Origin of the sequence: Bradyrhizobium erythrophlei, from assembly GCF_900129425.1 — a bacterium.
Classification (GTDB): domain Bacteria; phylum Pseudomonadota; class Alphaproteobacteria; order Rhizobiales; family Xanthobacteraceae; genus Bradyrhizobium; species Bradyrhizobium erythrophlei_C.
On the sequence record NZ_LT670817.1, the window covers coordinates 7,669,303 to 7,688,038 of the forward strand.

An 18,736-nucleotide genomic window follows, 5' to 3' on the forward strand; every position below is an offset into this window, starting at 1 on the left:
CTACTCGAGATCACTAACTCGTTGATTTGTCCACAATTATGACTATTATGGATGCGTTAAGATATCTCGGGATATGACAACGCACGTGGAAACAAACGTGGAAAGAGATCATGGCCATCGAACTTATCACGGGGAACGAAAAGAAAGGCGAGCTTGCCCGGCTCATGCGAACAAAGGGTAAACATTGTGACGGAGGCGGGCTCTATTTGCAAGTCGCATCTCCCGGTCAGGCGTCGTGGGTCTGGCGTCACAAAGAGACATGGCGGAGCATTGGCCCGGCCAGCGTCTACCAGATCGATAAGGCCCGTGAGATCGCCCGCAAGCTCCGGGAAGCCGCCCACGAGGGGCGCGACCCGTTCCAGATGCTTACTGCCGGGCGAGCGCGGCCCGTGGGCGCGACGTTCGGGGAATGGCTCAGCAAGTACCTCGACAAAAAACAGGTGCAATGGACGCCCTCCAATCGCGCCCGGGAACGGCGGGACCATGAACGGACCTTCGAGCAGTTGCCGGCGTTCACGGCCCTGCCCGTCAAGGCCATCGATCAGGCAGCCAAAAACGACGCACTCGAAAAGCTCGGGAAGTCGGCACGGCGGAAAGCCACAAGCTGGATTGAAGCCGTCATCCGGTACGCCGAGACCGGGGTCATTATCCAACGCGGCCCGGCCGACGATGAGGTCGAGCACCACGAGGCCATGCCTTGGCGCGACGTGCCCGGCTTCTACGCACGGATTGCCAAGCTCGACGGTGACGACGCTCGGGCGCTGCAATGGACCATTCTGACCGGCGCGCGGACCGATGAAGTGATCGGCGCTAAGCACAAGGCTCCGGCGACGTGGGGCGAGATCACGGACGTTGACGGGCAGCCGACTTGGGTCATCCCAAAAACCCGAATGAAGGGCCGGAAGATGCATCGCGTGCCGCTGTCGCCGGCTGCGCTGGCACTGCTCGGCGAGCGTCGCGCCGACAACATCCCGCTGTTCAAGGTCTCCAGTGTGAACGCCTTGCTCAACACATTGAAGGCCAACGGCGGCGACGGCTACACGGTGCACGGGATGAGAACTTCGTTCACCGAATGGGTTGCTGCGGAAACCGATTGGCCGGACGACCTCGCCGACCGCTGCATCGCGCACGAGCGGAGATCGAAAGTTCGGAAGGCGTATCAGCGCGACGACCTCTTGCCGAAGCGCCGGCTCATCATGCAAGCTTGGGCCGACTTCGTGACCGTGCGTTAGGGGCACGATAAAACCCGGAGCCGATCACGTGTCCGATAGGAACGACCAAACCGAAGAGGCCCGCGAGCCGCACGGGCACGACGCGGCGGCATGAGCGAAGCATCGCGAAGCGCAGCGCCGGGCATTGGTGCCGACTATCCCGAGCCGGCCTGAAAGGGAGGGCCTGATTATGGTCGAATACACATTGAAACAGATAGCAGCCGCGGGGATGCCGCCGGATCAAGCCGCGCCGACGCTAAAGCTTGGGAAGCTGCCGTTCTGCCATTGAACTACGCCCGCGAACTTATTCAATAAAATCAGGTACTTCTCGCACTTTTTGACCCGATTTTCGTCTCGCATCATTGTGTCATCGTGATGTCGGCTGACTACCCGGCCCGCTTTCTATAGACCGCTCCAGCGTCACGCGGCAAGTCAAGCGAGCGCATGCGCTGATTGACAGAAATGCCATTTACCCGATGATCCCGTCCCGGGGAATTGGCGATGGGGGGCGATCAATGGTTGCCAAGCTGGAACGTGTCGCGTTGCGGGAGGCAGTCGAATGCACCGCACTCGAAATTCGGTTGCAGCCATCTCAGCCAGTAATGGCCCGTTCGGCTCGATCCTGTTTTCTTTGAGGATTTCGGCATCGCCGTCCACCACATTTCGTTTTGTGTCACGCGCTGCTACCGGGTCGGGTAGCAAAATGGTAGCAAGATGTTCAGTTTTCGTTCGATGGTCAAAATCGGGACGCGCAACCTGCCGACGAGGCCGGAAAATGCGCACAATAAATGACCGCGTACGAGAGATCGCAGCCGGAGTTTCTGAAGCGCGAGCGGGACCCCAAGTCCCGGTCCTTTGAACCTACAGTGCTGACGTTCGCCGTTACGCTATAGGGGATACTGAAGCTGTCCTGAACATGGCTAGGGGATATGGGGTACCTTGATGGCTCCCCCATGACTGGTGGGCCCCCGAAGATAGGACACGGATCATCATGACTGATGAGATCGCCAACACAGCCCGCCTGATGAAGGTGGCCGAGGCTGTGGTCGATGAGCTGGACCGACAGGGTGTTGCCGAGGCTCTGGCCAGCCTTGGGTTCGATCCGATGGAGATGGCCAAGGCGGTCATCAAGGCGGCAGAGGGTGACGTGATCCCGTTCCCCGGTCCTCGTCATTAACCCATCGAGCCACCCTCTTGGCCTAGCCCACGAGGACGCTTCGCCCCGTACCCCCTCTTCGCCTTCAAGAATGTCTGGCTGTATGAACTTCGTGATGTTGCGAGGGCTCCTCCCTCAACATCGTCTCCCTTGAGGAATTTTTTTTGAAATTTACGACCGCTACGCGGCCGAAATCTCGTGAGCGCAGAATGACCGCTGATCCCATCACCGAAGGTGCAAAAGCCGCGAAAGAAATTGCCAAAGCTACCGACCGAGGAATAGCAGCCGTAAGCCGACTTGGCGGATGGCTAGACCGATCTTTGGCGAAGCCATAAGGCTGCATTGGACTGCAGCCGATCGGAACTATCGAGGCACGATTGTCTTTAGAGATGGCTATCCATTCGGCGAGGAGTGCTTCGAACATCTGCGCAGCGTCTTTCTTGTGGCAAACCTGCGCTGCCTCCAAGCAAGTTTACTTTTTTCTCCTCACAACCTTGAATTTAAGCCAAGATGGAGTGGCTCAAGCCTATACATACACTCGCATCAGGGCTTTCTATGACAGTTTTCCCCGAAGCTGGCCCGAGGCAGAGGGTCATCGCTCTTATTATCTACTGCGGGGCGCTTCTCGCGATCCAATACTGGATTGTTGAGCCGCATCTGCCGCCTGGCACAATAAATGGCCTCTGGTTCTACAGCGGCATAGCCAGCCTGCTGTTGGGAAGCCGGCTTCTCAACCCGTATTTCACCCCTCCGGGTGACGCTGCGACCAATGCGTTCGTCAGTTGCGTATCCATCCTCGCGGCATGGGAAGCGGCGCATGAAAAATCCATGCCTCTGGCCGCACTTTATTGGGCTGGTGCTTACTGCGTTGCCGTATTCATCATTTCGATCATCAGTCTTCTTCTTCGTCCGCCTCTGGGAATGCGTAGCCCTCCTTGGCTGATCGCATCAGAACGGTTCGCCCGCGCCTTGGGTGCACCAAATGTCATTTTCACAGTAGTAATCGTGGCAGCCGTATGGGTGTTTCACCGCTCGCAGCCGCTTCAAGTGTTCGCAATACTCACAGCGACCTTGTTCATTGTCGCCTTTGCGCCCATTGACCGGTTGCTCGCTTTTATTTCTTGGCTCAATGATCTCGGCACTAGAACCGCGCCTGAGGGAGTAATTGGATTAATCGCGGCGCATCAATCGCCAGGCATAGTACTCATTCGACAGACCGATGGGGCCGCCATCCCTGCGGGATGTCCACTGTTAGTTTGCGATGATGGCGGACCTCAGGCTTTAGGGGTCGCGTTGAATTATGTGGGTCGTGACGAAGGCAATCTGCTTCGTGTCCTGACCGTTCCCGTGCCTGCCCTACTGGCCCAACGTACAAATGCTGTGGCTACTGGTGTTGGCACCGGCGTTGCTGTGCAGCTCACACTTACGCCAGATGAGAAGGCGGCCATCCCGGCAGCGCACGCAGCCAGTATCATTCGGCGGATGGATCAATTTTGTGGAATTGTAGATCAGGACACCTCGCTCGACTTCCTACAGTTTGAAGTCATCGAAGATCGAGAAATGACAGAGGGCTGCCTTGTCGAAACGAACATCGCCGGGCAGCCTGTGCTCTATCAAGTGATTGAAGGTCTCACGCGTGAGGAAATAGTCCAACAGAAGAACAAGTATGGATATGCTCGCGCGAGGGCACGAAAAATCGGGCGCTGGGATGTCACGGATGCTTGCTTCAGGCCCGTCAAATGGTTGCCCAAGATCAATAGCCCTGTGTTCCTAAAGTTGGCAGAGGATTTCGTGCATTCCCCGACTGCCGTCGGCCATTTTCCTCGCACCGCGTACGGTGTGGACATAAACATTTCAGAAGCAGTGACGCACAACACCGCAGTGCTCGGAATTTTAGGGATTGGGAAGAGCTTTTTAGCCATTGAACTCGTGGAGCGAATGATTGCTGCCGGGATTAAGGTAATCTGTCTCGACCTTACGAACCAGTATTCAGACCTGCTCAACACCTTCCTCGACGTGGCGCATGAGACCGCGCAGCTCGATCTGCTGCGACTTGCCGAAGGACGCGGTGTGCCACATCAGAATAAAGAACAAGGCGGCACTCGGCCAGCATTCAAGGAAGCAATGAAGGCGCAGCTGACGGAATTCTTGCAAAACGAAAACCAACGGTTGCTGCGGGTGTACAATCCGGCCCAGTTTGACGTATGGCATCAGACGGGCGGCCTGTTCCAGGGCAGCGCAGCGATGGCGTCGCTAACAGCATGTGAGATCACGGCCATTATCTCAGAGGCAACGCTTGATATTGCTCAACAAGGAGGCATGACTGATACGGCTCGCATATGTCTCGTGTTCGAGGAAGCCCACTCCATCGTACCAGAGTGGAATTCGGTGGCATCCGAGGGCGACCGAACGGCGACGGCAGCGACGGCACGCGCTATACTTCAAGGTCGAAAATACGGGCTTGGATGCTTGCTGATCACGCAGCGCACTGCCAACGTTACGAAGACCATTCTTAATCAGTGCAATACGATCTTTGCTATGCGTACATTTGATGAGACCGGAAAGGACTTCCTTTCAAACTATATAGGCAGCGATTACGCTAAAATCCTACCCAGTCTTGAGGCTCGTCACGCCGTCTTGTTTGGCAAGGCATCTTCCTGTGAAAATCCCGTGCTGATCCGATTAAACGATAGAGATACCTTCGTCGCCTCCTTCAGAGCTGCGCACCCGCCTCAAACGTTGCCAAACGCAGCTGTCCCGACATAACGCTCGATTAAATCCCCCGGAAAATCTGGTGCAAAATGCCGACGCGGCTTAGCAAATTGAGCATTGGTCGAGCTATTGACCATCTAGCAGCGTTCGGGGACACGGACGTCTTCCCGCACCTCATAGAGATCGCGTTCCTTTCGGCTAGACGAGACAAGATTATTGATGAACTCTCGAAGCTGGACCTTGATTTGTTTCAGCCTGCCCAAGCTATCGAAACAATTGCTCCAAAAAGTCGCCTGGGTTTCAGGATTGTGCATCAGTTGCCCGTTCTGGAGACAATTCTATTTACTGCGGCTGTGGTCGAGATTGGAGCGGACTTAGAAAAGCTCAAGCGTCCGATTGATGAATTTGGACCATTTGCATACCGCTTCTCGTCCAAGCCTAGTTCATCGCTCTTTGTCGAAGACCACTCGTATAGGGCTTGGTTGGAATGGCAGCGCGCTTTCGTGGCGAAAAATCATTTCACTCACGTTGTCCTAACCGACATAGCGGATTTTTATCAGCGCATTTACTTTCATCGTATCGAAAACATACTAGATGTCGCGACCACAAAAAAGGGCATCAATGCGTTCATAAAAACTTTGATTAAGCAAATTCGGTCGAGACAGTCATACGGCATCCCAGTGGGAGGAAGCGCATCTCGTTTGTTGGCCGAGGCCGTATTAAGCGACGCGGATAGTGCGCTAGCTGATGAAGGGTTTCTGTTTACTAGATATGTGGATGACTATCGACTATTTTTAGACGGCAATCAGTCGCCGTATAGTGCTTTGGCATTTCTAGCGGAGCAATTAGCAACCAGCGAAGGTCTGTCACTTAATGCCCAAAAAACAAAGCTGCTGAAAATTGATGATTTCAATGAGTTTCTATCTTCTCAATTGGTTGACGTTTCCGATGAGGCTGAACAATCGGCATTATATCAACTCAATCATGCTTTGTATTTTGAGGAAGAGCCATCTCAAGAGGATATAGAAAAGCTCAAGGCACTCAATCTTCTTGAAGTTCTGGAGAAAGAACTTTCCGAGGAGATGTGGGACTTCGGTAAGATACGCGCTATTTTTCTGGGGTTGCGTTTGACCGAAGACGAAAATGCTGCGGACTTTATTGTCACCCGCTTGGATGATCTAATTCCATTTATTAAGGAGGTTGTCTTACTTTTGCATGAGCTTCCTCGGGGAGCACCGTTTTTGAGTGAAGCCCTACGCCAGGCCATCGTAGGGCAGCTAAAAGCCGGTCCCGCGTCGTCTGTGCCAACAATACGGGTATGGCTGATGGAGCTTTTCCTAAGGGGATGTTTGGAAATAGACCACCGCGGGCTGGTTGAAATCGCAAAGGATGAAACGCTCAGTAACCGACACAGTTTGATTATTCGAGGTCTCAACAATGATGTTAATTTCTTTCGTCGCAACAAAACTCGCTTCGACGAACTAAACGGCTTCGAGAAGATGGCGTTTTTGATGGGTGCGACTTGCTTGCCAAAAGACGAGTTCAAAGCCTGGGTGGGAGCGGTCAAACCGAACATGACGCGTCCACTCGACGGGCTATTCTGTAATTGGATTGCTTCCAAGCCAGGCGAGTTGGCTGACCTGATCCGGGATCGCGGCGAAAATCGATTTTGAGACCCCGTCAGCCACACGCACGAGGACGGCCCCAGGGAAGGTGGCTCAAGACAGCCTCCAGCCCATGGTTGCGTATCAAACAGCCTGGGGCCACGATTGGTGTCAGCAAGCTGCCGCGAAACAATCGCGATCATCGATCCCATGGAAGCCGAACGCGAGAAGGTCGAGGTCGTTCGTCGCCTGACGCCCAAGCTGCGGGGCGAGAAACCAACGTTTCAATCTGCCTTCAGGTAGTGAAGAAAATGACCTGATGTCTCCGTGCCGCCGGGTTCAATCTCAACTTCGTCCGCAGTTATTGGATGACGAAATGCCCTCAGTATAGCGGCGCGCCGTCAAATTTTTTAAGCTCCTCCTTTGTGAGGCGCCGCATGAGGTCAGACACATCAGCCTTGCGGGCTCCTTCGCGGGGCCGCCCCTCAAAGCGGTCAGCGTCAAGAAGTCCCATGAACAGTTGGAAGTCGGCATTGTTGCCGTTGTGGGGCGTCGCGGACATTAGTAAGAAGTGGCGCGCGCGACCGCCGACGAGCTGACCGAGTTTGTAGCGTTTGGTGTACTTCACCTCGGTGCCGAATAGGCTCGCTGCCATGCGGTGCGCTTCATCACAGATAACGAGATCCCAATCCGAAGCAGCCTGCAACTTCGCCTGCAGCGTCTCCGAGCGTGCGGCCATGTCGAGGCGCATGATCAGGTGATTGCGCTCAACAAAAGGGTTCCCAGTGACCGAGGTCTCGATCTGCTCGCGCGAGACGATATCGAAGGTGAGATCGAACTTTTCCTTCAGCTCATCCTGCCACTGCTCAACCAAGCTGCCGGGCGCAATGATGAGACAGCGCTCCAGGTCGCCACGAATGATAAGTTCTTTAATGAACAACCCGGCCATGATCGTTTTACCGGCGCCAGGGTCATCGGCCAGTAGGAAGCGCAACGGCTGCCGCGGCAACATCTCCCCATAGACAGCGGTGATCTGGTGCGGCAGCGGCTCGATACGGGAGCTGTGTACTGCGAGGTAGGGGTCGAAGAGGTGTGCGAGCCTGATGCGTTGGGCCTCGGAGGCGATCCGGAACGCCTCGCCATCACCGTCGAAGCTGAAGGCGCGGCTGGCCTGGACCAGTTCAAGTCGAGGCTCGGCATCGCGATAAAGCAGTACCTCCGCCGGACCGTCGGCGCCTCGGTAGACGATATTTAGGGCGTCCGAGCCGATCCACTGGACGCGCACGACCTCGACGACCGCTGGGCCCGCCACCCCCCGTATCTTCGCTCCCGCAACAACCTTATCCAACGCCAACACAGATTGTGCTCCCCTGCCGGCGCACGGAATAGCACGTTTACCATGGGTCAGGTCTAGCTCGTTGATGCCATCCAAGGCGTCTTTTCAGGCGCGTTTCCTGACAGGCCAAGCGTCGTACTTCACAAGCTGACCCGCATCTTTTGGGAGCGGCCCCGGCGTCCCGGCGTATCCGTCCGGCCCTCGTAGTCCGGCGCATCGGTTGCCAGGATACGCCCGTCAAAACCCTTGGCGTAGAAGCTGAGCGGATAAGGAATCCGGATCGTGATCATCTTGCCATCCTTTAACGCCACGAAGCCGTCACCGAGATTGGCGGTGGACATCGGGATATTCTCGCCAAGTCCGGACGTGTTGTGCTGGTCGACCCAGGTGTAATAGCTCGACTCGGCGCTGTTCTCGCCGATGCCGTCGAAGCCAGGGCCGGGATACTGATAGATGGTCCAGCCCTCGGGGCAATGATTGCCGGTGGCGGTCGGCCCATTGAGCGGGCCCTTGCACTTGCGGCGATCGAAGCTGCCGAGGTGGCCGCTCGACAACGACGCCCAGACCACGCCGTTCTTGTCGATATCGCCGCCGCGGATTCCGAATGCCGGCGCCGGAACATTGAACACCTCCGACAGTCCGGTAGCCGGGTCAAATCGCAGGAACCCCGGAGGCCCACCGAAGATGCCTACGGTGTACCAGATCGAGCCGTCGACCGGCGACGGCATCACCGCGTAAGGTCCCGAACCCGGGACGATCCGCTTGTCCTTGTTCGGATCGAGCGGGGCGTTGGGCTCGACATAATCGTCGCGCTTGCCGTTGCCGTTGGTGTCGAGCACGAACGGGGACCAGCCTTGCGACTTTGCGGCATCGCCGGTTTCGTCAAACATCTTGGTGTTGATCCAGCCGGCAACCGGGCCGGTGCCGCTGAGCCACAGCGTGTCGTTGGCGTCGTAGCCGAACTGCAGGTGATGGGTGCCAAAGCAGGTGTTGATGAAACTGTACTTCATCGTCCTGGGATCGAGCATCGCCACCTGACGGGCCGACTTTTCCAGCGGGAACACCTTGGCCGACGGGTGGTCGGAACCCTGTTTGCAGAACGCCGGGTTATCGATGCCGCGCACGGTGGCGGAGAGCCAGAGCCGGCCCTTCTCGTCGAACATGGAGTTGTGGTTATTGGCTCGCGTATCCCAGAGTTTTTGCTCGCCCCAATAGGCGGACGGCTCCAGCGGCTTCACGCTGGCGGCATGCCCGGGACCCATCGACTCCGGCATCTCTGGGTCCGCGACCGGCATCTTGAAGAACGACACTTCATTGGTCTTCGGATCCAGGATCGGCATATTATCGGTCGAATATTCGGGCGAGCCGTAAAGCGGGCCATAGGCATTGACCGTCGGATTGCGCCGGTCGGACGAAATCAGATCGTGCAGGTATTTGTCGGGCGTCGACCACTCCCATGAAGTGATCACGATATTGCGTTCGACGCCTTGTGGACGTGGCGGCTTGCTCTTGGGCAGTTCGCCCTTGGCGACGCGGTCGGTCCAGTCGCCGAGATATTTGAAGGGGACGCCGCCGAAATTGCCGGCAAGTTGGTTAGTCATCTGCTCGCCGGACTGCCCCGATTGGACGCGCCGCATCCAGGCCGCCGCGCCGGAATCGAACTTGCCGAAAGCAGCTGGTATCGTGCGAGTGCCTTCCTGGCCGAGCTGATGGCACCCGATGCAGCCGATATTCTTCATCTGCTTCAGCCAGTAGTCTGCGTCAGCTTTTCGGGAATGTCGCTCTTGCCGCCGAAATCGCCGGCAGGCGGAATTTTTATCATCGCATACCAGTAAATCGCCGGGTAATAATGCGCCGCTGCCGCTTCGTTCGGTGCCGGCACCGCCGTGTGATTAAGAAGCTGGCCCGGCTTTGCGGTGAGCTTGGCCGAATCCACCAAGCCATAACCCCGCACCCAGACGCTGTAATTCGCGGCCGGCAGATCGGGGATGAGGTAGCGGCCATGGTCGTCGGTGACGACGATGCGCGCGAACTTCGTCGGCAGTTCGGTGGTCTCGGCGATCACCCAGACTCCGGCTTCAGGGCCGGCCGCGCCGACAACAGTGCCGCCGATGTCGGTGGCGCCGATCGCTACGGCCTGCTGCGCATAGGCTGCGGTGGGGATTGTACCTGGCAGCGCTATCAAGCCGGCAAATATCGTCAACCGTGCAAGTACTCTGGTCACGAACACGGCTCGCCTCCCGGCATGGAACCGACTCTTTGGCCGGTTTTCATTGTCGCCATTTTAGCAACAAGGTCGGCAGCGTCCAATGGCTTGAATCAGCCTTCGACTGACGTCCGCGCATGGCACTGGCCTCGCACGAAACTCTGTCTCGCCATCGAAGAGCATTTCACGCCCGCGGGCGTTCGCTTGTGCATCACAAGCCTAATAGCGATCGCTTATGGTAACGGCGGGATCGCTTAGGTATCGGACAACATTAGCGAATGGCGCGCCATTCAGAACAAAACCACGAACTCTTATAATATTGAAATAATGACGTAATTTAATCAGTTCGCCCAGCATAGACGTTGCTTGTCGGATCATATCGAAAGTCGCTGCGCGAGAAGGTGTCATCCTCTCGCGTTGACTTGTGGGCACGCTTCCGAGTTGTGCCAACATTGGAGGCGGTTTGCGCGGCCCCTCGCCGTTGAAGGATCAAAGCTTAAAGTTTGCCTTTATTGTTCCCAGCTTCGCCAGATAGGTCCTGACGGACCCGGGAAGACCTTCAAACCAGGCCTCCTCCCGCCCCGGCGCGGGCAAAACGTGTCCGTATTCGATCATATCTGTGGGGTCCAGGTTGCAAAGATAGATCCAGACGTTTTCTTGCCTAACGCTAGTGACGAGGCTGATGTCCTGCATCATCTTCGTCATCATGCCGGTCCGCTGTTCCTCGGTGCGACCCGCACGTATATCACCGCGGACCCAGATGTGATCAGACGTGTGTTCGCCCCCCAAATAGCGATCCGCTCGGGCCTCCTCGATCACCACTTGCACGAAATAAGAAGGGGCGCCTGTCGCCTCGCTATGGCGAAAGGTGATCGCGTCCGCAATCTGATGTTTTTGATCTTGGCTGAACCTGTCTCTTGGCAGGTAACACACGTAGGTTGGCATCGATATCTCCTTACGAATGAAATTCCTTTTCGAACGAACCCCGTTTGGCCCGAGGCGACTTTGTGCGTTGCATGTAATAGCCGGCACACGCACATAAGCTACACTTGGCAACTTGCGATCCTGGCACGATGGCGGCGACTCGGCGATGAGATGGCGGAATGGGCCATGATGACCAAAACCTGCTGGTGCCCCGGAGCCAACGATACGGAGGCACAACCTTGGAAACATCTGTCATGATATTCTCCTCACATCAGGTGCATGTTTTGGCGGATAGCTTTCACTTGGGCGCATATTGCATTTCGCCGTCGCCGAATGACCAGTCTTCGCGATTTGTGTCGACCAAGTTGATCCAGATATCCTCCTTTCGCACATGAGCTTTCTCGTGGATCTCGTCAGCGATCCGGTGGAAGAATTTCTTCTTCACGTCGACCGAACGCCCGCTGACCCAGGTGATCTGTATGATGATGAGGTCGCGTGTATAGTTCAGGCCTAGGTAACCCTCTTCCGGGTATATGATTTCGTCGGGAGCATGACGCGTTACTACCTGAAACTTGTCGTGCAACGGTACATTGGCGACCTCAACCATGGCATGATAGATCGCTTCGCTCACTACCCGGACACGCTCGGGTGGCGCGTCCTTACTCAAGTCTATTCTCGCTAACGGCATCATTGACCTCCTCTGCCTGTCTCGAACAGTCTCGACTTGTTGCTCATCAAGCGCGCGCAGCGGAGCCGCCGCGCCCGCCTTCATCGCGATACCCACGACCGCCCCAATCAGCAAACACGCCTTTATAATGCGGCGTCGCGGGTAGGCGGAGGGCTGCGCCTCTTCGTCCAGTCGACCGATTTTCATTGAATCAAAGAGCATGGACATAGGCTCCGTCTCAATGTTGATGGATTTTGTGCGAAACGTTGGATGCGATGCCTCAAGCCCCTTTGACCTGCAGTCCAAGGTCCAAGAGAGATTGACGTGCATCTCCGAACAGCATCGACGTCTTCGGTTCTACGAAGAGATCGTTTTTCACATCGGAGAGCGGACCGCCGTTCGTCAGATCTGGGCTATGCCGCCATCGACGAAGATCTCGCTGGCCGCGATGAAGCTGCTGTCGTCGGAGGCCAGGAAAGCGGCGACCTTCGCAACCTCCTCATCGGTTCCCGTTCGGGCAAGGGGCGTTATGCTTGCCGCGTATTCCATGAAGCTGTTCAGCGCGTCACGGCTGGCGGCGGCGTTTTCGTGCGCGGGTGACGGGATCACGCCAGGGCTGATCGCGTTGACCCGGATGCCCTGGCCCCGCAAATCCGACGACCATGTCCTGGCGAAGCTGCGGACCGCCGCCTTTGAGGCGCTGTAGACGCTCCAATTGGCCCAGCCTTTTGAGGCGACGATCGAGGCGTTCAAGATGATCGAGCCGCCCGGCCCCATCAGAGGCAGAGCCTTCTGGACGGTCCAGATCACGCCCTTCACATTCACTTCCAGGTGACGGTCGATGTGCTCCTCCGTCAGGCCGCCGAGCGGAATCGGAATCACCACGCCGGCATTTGCGAAAACGACGTCGACACGTCCCACTTCACTGCGGATCTGGTCGTAGAGGCGGTCGAGATCAGCCGGCTTGGAGACGTCGCCCTGGACGGCCCTAGCACTCGGTCCAAGAAGGGAAGCGGCGGCATCGAGTTCTGCCCGCCTGCGGCCCGTGATGTAAACGCGCGCGCCTTCCTTCACGAAAACCTTGGCCGTCGCCAGGCCGATCCCAGAGTTTCCACCAGTGATGACAGCGATCTTTCCATCGAGTTTCGGCATATCTTCCTCAAGCTTGTTGGTTGAACCATCAGTTTCGGGGAGCGAAGCCGGAATACGGCTTCAGTGGAACGATCATCGGAGGCTGCAGGTAGCCTTCGCGGATGAGAGGAAGCGCGTTGAACTTTTCCGCGACTTCGTCAGTCGAAGCGGCTTCCACAATTGCGCAGGCGCCTCCGGCGTCACCGCGAAACCAGATTTGTTGAACCAAACCGGCCGCGTAGAGGCCACGTATCATCTCGAACTCCGCCTCCCTGAGGTCTGCGGGAGCAGGGGTTTCCCCCTTATCGGGATGCCAGGAGAACAGGGTCATGAACTGCATTTTGAGCGCTCCTTGAGTTAATACCAGCATATGCTTGTGTTAACCAGCATATGCTTATAAATCAAGACGGGCGCAAATCACATGCAGTTGATTCCAGCATATGCTTGTGTTTGGGAACGATGCCGGCATATGCTTACAAATCAAGACGGAGATCATCACGTGAAAGAGAGAACCCGGTACGCACGACCGGAAAGCGAAGGACGTTGCCATTGCACGGAATTGCGAAAGGCGTCGCGACGAATCTCGCAGCTTTACGATACGGCGCTCGCGCCGAGCGGCCTGAAGACGACGCAGCGCGCGATACTGGCGGAAATCGGGCGTTCCGAGCCGGCGACGGTCGGCGCACTGGCCGACGCGTTGGTGATGGACGCCGGCGGTCTTGCTCACACCTTGAAGCCGCTCACCCGTGAAAAGCTGGTCACGATCGCTGTCGATCCGCAGGACCGGCGCAACCGGTTGATCAGTCTGACCCGCTTGGGACGGTCCAAGCTCCGTGAATCGGATGCCCTGTGGGAGGCTGCGCAGCGGAGCTTCAAAGCCGCCCTTGGGGCCACCGGATCCGAGGACTTGCGCGTGGTGATGCAGCTTCTCGTAGCGAACGACTTCACTGAAACTTTCGAAAAGGCGCTGGCATCGACCGGCCGATAAATATTCCGGAGATCTTATGATCGATTTGATGATCGATTTGAGAAGCGACACCTGCAGCCGGCCGACGCCTTCGGGGCCGGGCGCACGCGGACAGAATTTGGGACCTATCTTCCTGCCCTGCTCGTTGCCGGCGCCTTCTTGCTCGTGGCATCGCTTCTCGTTGTGACCCTGCCCAAGCCAGGCAAGCCGAACGTCGTTCCGGCCACGGCTTGAACAAGCCCGTCGAATTGAAAAACAAGTTGGAGAAACCTAATGAACTATCGATATCTCGGCCGTTCCGGCTTCCGCGTTCCGGCACTAAGCCTTGGAACAGCTACCTTCGGCGGCAAGGGCGATTTTTTTGCCGCTTGGGGTGATACCGGGGCGGAACAGGCGACGCGCCTCGTCGACATGTGCCTCGACTTTGGCCTGAACATGTTCGACAGCGCCGACGTCTATTCCGCCGGACTTGCGGAGGAAATCCTCGGCGCGGCGATCAAAGGCAAGCGTGATCGCGTTATCGTCTCAACGAAGGCCACTTTCCGCTTTGGAGAGGGCCCCAACGACGTGGGTTCTTCGCGCTATCATCTGATTAACGCTTGCGAGAAAGCCCTGAAGCGCCTGGGGACCGACTATATCGATATTTTTCAGCTTCACGGCTTCGACGCCAGGACGCCGATTGAGGAGACCTTGAGCGCCCTCGACGATCTCGTTCGCGCCGGCAAGATCCGCTATGTGGGCTGCTCGAACTTTTCAGGCTGGCATCTGATGAAGTCGCTGGCGGTGGCGGAGCGTTACAATTTGCCACGCCATGTCGCGCATCAGGCATATTATTCGCTGGCCAACCGCGAATACGAAAGTGAACTTATGCCCCTCGGGCTCGACCAGGGGGTCAGCGCGATCGTCTGGAGCCCCTTGGCGTCGGGGCGCCTCACCGGCAAGATCCGGCAGGGCCTATCCGTGCCTGAGGGCAGCCGACGCGGCCTGAGGCCCGAAGACGGTCCTTTCGTGCAGGACGGGCATCTCTTCACGATCATCGAGGCGATCGATGAGATCGCCGGCGAGACCGGGAAATCGGTGACGCAGATCGCGCTCAATTGGCTCCTTCAACGTCCCACCGTCGCGAGCCTCATCATCGGCGCGCGCAACGAAACGCAACTGTCGGAAAATTTCGGAGCCATTGGCTGGGCCCTCACGCCCGATCAGGTTCAGCGCCTGGATAAGGCCAGCCGGGTCATCCCGACCTATCCTTATTGGCACCAGGAGGGATTTGCGGAGAGAAATCCATTCCCTACCTTATAGAGGTCCAAGAGAGCACATCAGGCATCCTGATCGGGATTCTCGTCATAGCGACGCGAGAATGCCAGATGTATGGATGCCGTCGAGGGCCGACCAGGACGGACCGTGACTGCTGACCGAATACCTCAGCGCAAATGCCTGGCGTTAGTGGTTGATCAATGCGGCCGTCCTTTTCACCTGATGAGCGTCCCAAACTTGCCGAGCATAAGCATCCCATGTTCGATTGGAACAACCTGCACGTCTTTCTCGAACTCGCACGCCAGGGCCGACTAGCCCCCACAGCGCGGCGCTTACGCGTAGACCACACCACGGTCAGCCGCCGCGTAGCCGAACTCGAGAGATCGCTCGACCAAAAGTTGTTTGACCGGACCGACGACGGCTTCGTGCTGACCGAAGCTGGCGCCCGCCTTCAGCCACTCGCCGAGGCCATGGAACAGCAGGCGCTTGTCATCGCGGCCGGCAAGCCCGCCGCCCCCGCTGGCAGCGTGCGGGTAGCCAGCATGGAAGGATTCGGTAGCCAATATGTTGCCCAGTACCTGCCCTCCCTGACGGCAAGCTATCCCGAGCTGCTCGTCGAACTCGTGACCTCGCCTAATCCGATCAACCTGACCAAGCGCGAGGCGGATGTCAGTCTGTCCTTCATGCCGCCGCGCGGGCCGCGGTTGCAAGTTAGGCAAATCGGGTCCTTCGCCCTGTTCCTTTACGCAGCACCAGCGTACCTCGCCGCACACGGCACCCCGGCTATGCCCGAAGACCTCGCCGCGCACGTATTTGTGGACTACATCGAGGACGTCGTACAAATTCCTGAGGTGCTTTGGCTACACGAATTCGTTTCTTGCCCCCGCGTTTGCTTCCGCTCTTCCTCTCTGTATGCTCAGGCGACTGCTGCTGCTGCCGGGGCCGGTCTCGTGGTTCTCCCCTCCTTCGCCGGCGAAACCGACCCGCGCCTCGTCCCGGTGCTCAAATCATCCGTGCGAACGGAGCGGCCGATCTACCTCGGCGTGCACGAGGATCTGGCCTGGATCCCGCGCGTGCGCGCGGTCGTACGTATACTGGAAGAGCAGGTCGCAGCGGATCGTGACTTCCTCATGCAAGACACATAAGTTCAGGACCTTCCCTTTCGCATTGTTCCGCGTTGTTGTTCTGCGGCGCTCGAAAGAAATGTGGAATCAAGAGCGATGCGGATGGAGCAGGGCTGATGCAGACGGCGAGTTAGTCGTTGCATAGCCTCATCGCCAAAGCCGCCAACGGGACGTCGGTGTGCACATGACGGTGCGTCAGCAATTACCAACTGGCATGAAACCGCGTGGTGCCTTCCATGCGTAGGTACGTAGATCATGGTTGGCGTCCAGTGCTCGACCAGCGGCCCTTTGTGTGACGGTACCATTGGCGTCAATGCACTGGCAAAATGCGGCCTGAATATTCGCGTACTTGGCCGGCGGCATGCGAATGATCATCCTACAGCGGCGAGGCCTGCTGGTGCGAAGACACCAACACCGCCTTGCCTCTCGCGTTGTCACTGTGTCGATCCTGGACATCGCAGTGGCAATCGCATCAGCTAAGGTCTGGAAATATACTCCGTTCTTTCTCCGTGCGGTACCCGACGTGACCTGAGCACCGTGAAGCTGCGTGATGCCGACTGCGTCGCTTCGCAGCAGCGGGCGCATCAGCGGCCTCGTCATTGCACGGGGACCGTGATTCAGCGCGACGGGGCTTGCACCTTTTCCCAATTCTCAAACACCAAGTGGAGCACATATCCCTATTCGAGTGGCTATCAGTTAAATCGCAACCCACCCAGCGTATGGAGAAAAGTCATGCAACAAATCGAGCCGACTACCATCCCCGATCTTTCACAGCTCTCCTATAATGGGAATGATGCACCACCTCGCGAAAATGACGCGATACAGCATGTGCTGCGTCAGGATAATAGCGTGTCGGTTCGTAAGGCGCTTGTCCACCAGCAAGACGAGGTTCACATCCACGTCTACGTGCTCGAACCGGGCGGCCGTATCAAGAGCCATTACCACACCAAGAACTGGGACATCTTTTTCGTCATAGAGGGTGAATTCGAGGCATCCCACAGCAGGAACGGGCCGTCCATCCGTTGTGGCAGGCATGCCATGCACCTTGTTCCACCCGGCACAATCCATGAAATCGTCAATGCCAGCACGACGGAGCCGCTAAAATTCCTGCTGATACAGAGTCCTTCGAAAAAGGGCTACGATTTCATCCGATCTGATCTGCCAACTTTGGCGATGCCGGTTGAGGTGAATTTGTTTAGCTCCCGAACAGCATGATCCAACTCTCGAATGAGAGTAGAACGACCAGGCGGAACGAGGGGCCGAGCGGTGCTGTTCTCCCGAAGCATGCAGCAATGCATCACCAATCGCGGCAGAGCGGTCGGCCCCTCAACCTCGTCGGTCGTATCCTTCAGTGCTTGACGCTCTTTGAAGCGTTGGTGTGGAGGCTCCGATTTGCCGTTCATGCTCAATCGTCCGGGTCGTGGACTAGCGTAAGCTTCGTGAGCTACGGCGTCATGGGGGGTGTGCGGAGCGTTCAGCGGATTCGCGAGAACGTCGTCGAACTGCAGCTCGCCCCAGTGAAATCCTCGGTACACGTTCCTGCGCCGACGCTCAAATAAGGAAAGCCATCATGCCGCTCCTGCGCTTCGACCTCATCGAGGGACGCTCGGAATCTGAGCTGAAGAAGATCCTCGACGTCACGCACGAGGTGTTGCTCGACACCCTCCAGGTACCGAAACACGATCGCTACCAGGTCGTGCATGAGCACAAGCGCTCTCGCATGGTGATCGAGGATACTGGGCTCGGATTTGCCAGATCCGACAAAATAGTTGTGCTCCAGATCACCAGTCGTCCACGAAAACGCGAAATGAAGCAGGCCTTCTATCGTTTGCTGGTCGAAAGGCTTTCCGCCAGTTGCGGAATTTCACCAACCGACGTGGTCGTGAATTTTGTGACGAGCGCTGATGAGGACTGGTCATTCGGCGCAGGCCGGGCGCAATTTCTGACCGGCGATCTATGAACCCGGAGGGGTGGCACCCGAATTGGAGTTGTGGTGGACGCAGAAATCATTATTCGACGCACCTTCCTCCATAGCTCGGGAATCAACTGTAACAAAAATTGCGCGTTGCTGTGGCGCAAACATCACCGAACATCAAGGAGACTATCGTGACGATAACCAGGCGCCTGGGCGGTCAACGATCCCGGCGCGACCAATGTCGCGCAGATCGTGATCGCCGGTACCAAGCGGCAGGCGCCGGAAGGCGCGATATCGATGCCTGCGTTCGGTGACGCGTATTCCGACGACGAGATTGCGGCCGTGGCCAACTACGCCACCTCACGCTTCGGCGGCAAGGGATCGCAGCTTACCGCCCAGGACGTGGCGGAGTTGAGGAAGCAAACGTCCGAATGATCGCCGGCGGGTGCCGATAACGGTGCAAACCCCACGTAACAGGAGTGTCAGCCGCACCGGCCGGGTACTCTAGGAATACTGAGAGACTTCC

At 57.3% G+C, this 18,736-nt stretch carries 17 protein-coding genes; 10 read left to right on the forward strand and 7 right to left on the reverse strand.

The window, feature by feature from the left end; all coding sequences use genetic code 11:
* The first annotated feature begins 110 nt into the window (after window positions 1-110).
* The 4 genes from B5527_RS36440 to B5527_RS36455 all read left to right on the forward strand — a co-directional run bounded on the left by B5527_RS36440 (window position 111) and on the right by B5527_RS36455 (window position 6,752).
* On the forward strand, window positions 111-1,232 hold the full coding sequence (locus B5527_RS36440; protein WP_079605796.1) for a tyrosine-type recombinase/integrase: 1,122 nt from the start codon (window positions 111-113) through the stop codon (window positions 1,230-1,232).
* Window positions 1,233-2,202: 970 nt separating this feature from the next.
* Window positions 2,203-2,388 (forward strand): hypothetical protein, encoded by a 186-nt coding sequence (locus tag B5527_RS36445; RefSeq protein ID WP_079605797.1) that lies wholly within the window; start codon window positions 2,203-2,205, stop codon window positions 2,386-2,388.
* 534 nt (window positions 2,389-2,922) lie between these two features.
* A complete protein-coding gene (locus B5527_RS36450; protein WP_172842769.1) occupies window positions 2,923-5,133 on the forward strand; it encodes an ATP-binding protein in 2,211 nt (736 codons plus the stop codon).
* Window positions 5,134-5,168: 35 nt separating this feature from the next.
* Window positions 5,169-6,752 carry an RNA-directed DNA polymerase gene (locus tag B5527_RS36455; protein ID WP_079605799.1) on the forward strand — a complete coding sequence of 528 codons (1,584 nt, stop codon included), beginning with the start codon at window positions 5,169-5,171 and terminating at the stop codon, window positions 6,750-6,752.
* A 313-nt stretch (window positions 6,753-7,065) separates the two neighbouring features.
* Here the strand turns inward: B5527_RS36455 and B5527_RS36460 are convergent, their stop codons facing one another.
* The 7 genes from B5527_RS36460 to B5527_RS36490 all read right to left on the reverse strand — a co-directional run bounded on the left by B5527_RS36460 (window position 7,066) and on the right by B5527_RS36490 (window position 13,287).
* Window positions 7,066-8,115, reverse strand: a complete 1,050-nt coding sequence (locus tag B5527_RS36460) for a DEAD/DEAH box helicase (protein WP_245332386.1) — start codon at window positions 8,113-8,115, stop codon at window positions 7,066-7,068.
* Window positions 8,116-8,159: 44 nt separating this feature from the next.
* Window positions 8,160-9,758, reverse strand: coding sequence for a hypothetical protein (locus B5527_RS36465; protein WP_079605801.1), 1,599 nt, complete (start codon window positions 9,756-9,758; stop codon window positions 8,160-8,162).
* A gap of 5 nt (window positions 9,759-9,763) precedes the next feature.
* Window positions 9,764-10,249 carry a carboxypeptidase-like regulatory domain-containing protein gene (locus B5527_RS36470; protein ID WP_154072704.1) on the reverse strand — a complete coding sequence of 162 codons (486 nt, stop codon included), beginning with the start codon at window positions 10,247-10,249 and terminating at the stop codon, window positions 9,764-9,766.
* A gap of 465 nt (window positions 10,250-10,714) precedes the next feature.
* Window positions 10,715-11,170, reverse strand: a complete 456-nt coding sequence (locus tag B5527_RS36475) for a tautomerase family protein (protein WP_079605803.1) — start codon at window positions 11,168-11,170, stop codon at window positions 10,715-10,717.
* A gap of 277 nt (window positions 11,171-11,447) precedes the next feature.
* Window positions 11,448-12,044 carry a tautomerase family protein gene (locus tag B5527_RS36480; RefSeq protein WP_245332387.1) on the reverse strand — a complete coding sequence of 199 codons (597 nt, stop codon included), beginning with the start codon at window positions 12,042-12,044 and terminating at the stop codon, window positions 11,448-11,450.
* Between the two features lie 174 nt (window positions 12,045-12,218).
* Complete coding sequence (locus B5527_RS36485) at window positions 12,219-12,968, reverse strand: SDR family NAD(P)-dependent oxidoreductase (RefSeq protein ID WP_079605804.1); 750 nt, start codon at window positions 12,966-12,968, stop codon at window positions 12,219-12,221.
* 28 nt (window positions 12,969-12,996) lie between these two features.
* A complete protein-coding gene (locus B5527_RS36490; protein WP_172842770.1) occupies window positions 12,997-13,287 on the reverse strand; it encodes a muconolactone Delta-isomerase family protein in 291 nt (96 codons plus the stop codon).
* 159 nt (window positions 13,288-13,446) lie between these two features.
* Here B5527_RS36490 and B5527_RS36495 point away from each other — a divergent pair, with 159 nt between their 5' ends.
* From B5527_RS36495 to B5527_RS36525, 6 genes are all read left to right on the forward strand, one after another.
* The gene (locus B5527_RS36495; protein ID WP_245332388.1) at window positions 13,447-13,935 is read left to right on the forward strand and encodes a MarR family winged helix-turn-helix transcriptional regulator; all 489 of its coding nucleotides are present in this window, start codon (window positions 13,447-13,449) and stop codon (window positions 13,933-13,935) included.
* Between the two features lie 252 nt (window positions 13,936-14,187).
* Window positions 14,188-15,216, forward strand: coding sequence for an aldo/keto reductase (locus B5527_RS36500; protein ID WP_079605806.1), 1,029 nt, complete (start codon window positions 14,188-14,190; stop codon window positions 15,214-15,216).
* A 212-nt stretch (window positions 15,217-15,428) separates the two neighbouring features.
* Window positions 15,429-16,316 carry a LysR family transcriptional regulator gene (locus B5527_RS36505; protein WP_079605807.1) on the forward strand — a complete coding sequence of 296 codons (888 nt, stop codon included), beginning with the start codon at window positions 15,429-15,431 and terminating at the stop codon, window positions 16,314-16,316.
* Between the two features lie 711 nt (window positions 16,317-17,027).
* Window positions 17,028-17,510, forward strand: a complete 483-nt coding sequence (locus tag B5527_RS36510) for a cupin domain-containing protein (protein WP_079605808.1) — start codon at window positions 17,028-17,030, stop codon at window positions 17,508-17,510.
* Between the two features lie 355 nt (window positions 17,511-17,865).
* Window positions 17,866-18,255 (forward strand): tautomerase family protein, encoded by a 390-nt coding sequence (locus B5527_RS36520; protein WP_079605810.1) that lies wholly within the window; start codon window positions 17,866-17,868, stop codon window positions 18,253-18,255.
* Between the two features lie 207 nt (window positions 18,256-18,462).
* On the forward strand, window positions 18,463-18,645 hold the full coding sequence (locus B5527_RS36525; RefSeq protein ID WP_079605811.1) for a c-type cytochrome: 183 nt from the start codon (window positions 18,463-18,465) through the stop codon (window positions 18,643-18,645).
* Window positions 18,646-18,736: the final 91 nt, after the last annotated feature.

Excerpts from the sequence above, each read along its gene's own strand:
- B5527_RS36440 (WP_079605796.1), top strand. The coding sequence starts at position 111 with ATGGCCATCGAACTTATCACGGGGAACGAAAAGAAAGGCGAGCTTGCC.
- B5527_RS36505 (WP_079605807.1), top strand. The coding sequence starts at position 15,429 with ATGTTCGATTGGAACAACCTGCACGTCTTTCTCGAACTCGCACGCCAG.
- B5527_RS36465 (WP_079605801.1), bottom strand. The coding sequence starts at position 9,758 with ATGAAGAATATCGGCTGCATCGGGTGCCATCAGCTCGGCCAGGAAGGC.
- B5527_RS36475 (WP_079605803.1), bottom strand. The coding sequence starts at position 11,170 with ATGCCAACCTACGTGTGTTACCTGCCAAGAGACAGGTTCAGCCAAGAT.
- B5527_RS36490 (WP_172842770.1), bottom strand. The coding sequence starts at position 13,287 with ATGCAGTTCATGACCCTGTTCTCCTGGCATCCCGATAAGGGGGAAACC.
- B5527_RS36500 (WP_079605806.1), top strand. The coding sequence starts at position 14,188 with ATGAACTATCGATATCTCGGCCGTTCCGGCTTCCGCGTTCCGGCACTA.
- B5527_RS36455 (WP_079605799.1), top strand. The coding sequence starts at position 5,169 with ATGCCGACGCGGCTTAGCAAATTGAGCATTGGTCGAGCTATTGACCAT.
- B5527_RS36480 (WP_245332387.1), bottom strand. The coding sequence starts at position 12,044 with ATGTCCATGCTCTTTGATTCAATGAAAATCGGTCGACTGGACGAAGAG.
- B5527_RS36485 (WP_079605804.1), bottom strand. The coding sequence starts at position 12,968 with ATGCCGAAACTCGATGGAAAGATCGCTGTCATCACTGGTGGAAACTCT.
- B5527_RS36510 (WP_079605808.1), top strand. The coding sequence starts at position 17,028 with ATGCAACAAATCGAGCCGACTACCATCCCCGATCTTTCACAGCTCTCC.
- B5527_RS36450 (WP_172842769.1), top strand. The coding sequence starts at position 2,923 with ATGACAGTTTTCCCCGAAGCTGGCCCGAGGCAGAGGGTCATCGCTCTT.
- B5527_RS36445 (WP_079605797.1), top strand. The coding sequence starts at position 2,203 with ATGACTGATGAGATCGCCAACACAGCCCGCCTGATGAAGGTGGCCGAG.
- B5527_RS36520 (WP_079605810.1), top strand. The coding sequence starts at position 17,866 with ATGCCGCTCCTGCGCTTCGACCTCATCGAGGGACGCTCGGAATCTGAG.